The sequence below is a fragment of the Vibrio sp. 10N.222.52.B7 genome (assembly GCF_041474275.1).
In the GTDB taxonomy this organism is placed as follows: Bacteria; Pseudomonadota; Gammaproteobacteria; order Enterobacterales; family Vibrionaceae; genus Vibrio; species Vibrio crassostreae_C.
In genome coordinates this window covers 1-348 of sequence record NZ_JBFRTU010000352.1, presented here as the reverse complement: position 1 = coordinate 348, position 348 = coordinate 1, and the positions used below count along the sequence as shown (strand labels likewise).

Below are 348 nucleotides of genomic sequence, written 5' to 3'. Positions count from 1 at the left end.
CAGGTGTGGCGTTAATGGGGGCAGCGCATGGAAAATACACCTTCTTTGGGCACCTGAAATGGATGCCAGTGATCATGATTGGCTATGCCGTCAGTATCGCCGCTCACCTATGGCTGAATGGCGCTCTTTTCTAATTCGAACTGTCTTTCAAAGGCTTCTCAATAAGTGTCCAGACGTTACTCAATTGTATCGCTGGGCATTGGTTGCAAGTTAGCATCTCGCCCTGTTGTTGAATGCGCATCACTAGTCTAGAGTCAGTTCGACTGCTTCCAGAATTGAACTCAATGGTGATCAAGTCATCATCAACACGATAGGTTCGAGTCACGGACTTATCCGTTGTTTGATAAG

At 46.8% G+C, this 348-nt stretch carries 1 pseudogene; it reads right to left on the bottom strand.

Going from position 1 to position 348, the window contains the following annotated elements:
- Positions 1-130 precede the first annotated feature (130 nt).
- Positions 131-348: pseudogene (locus tag AB4512_RS23175) on the bottom strand (hypothetical protein); the annotation flags it as partial.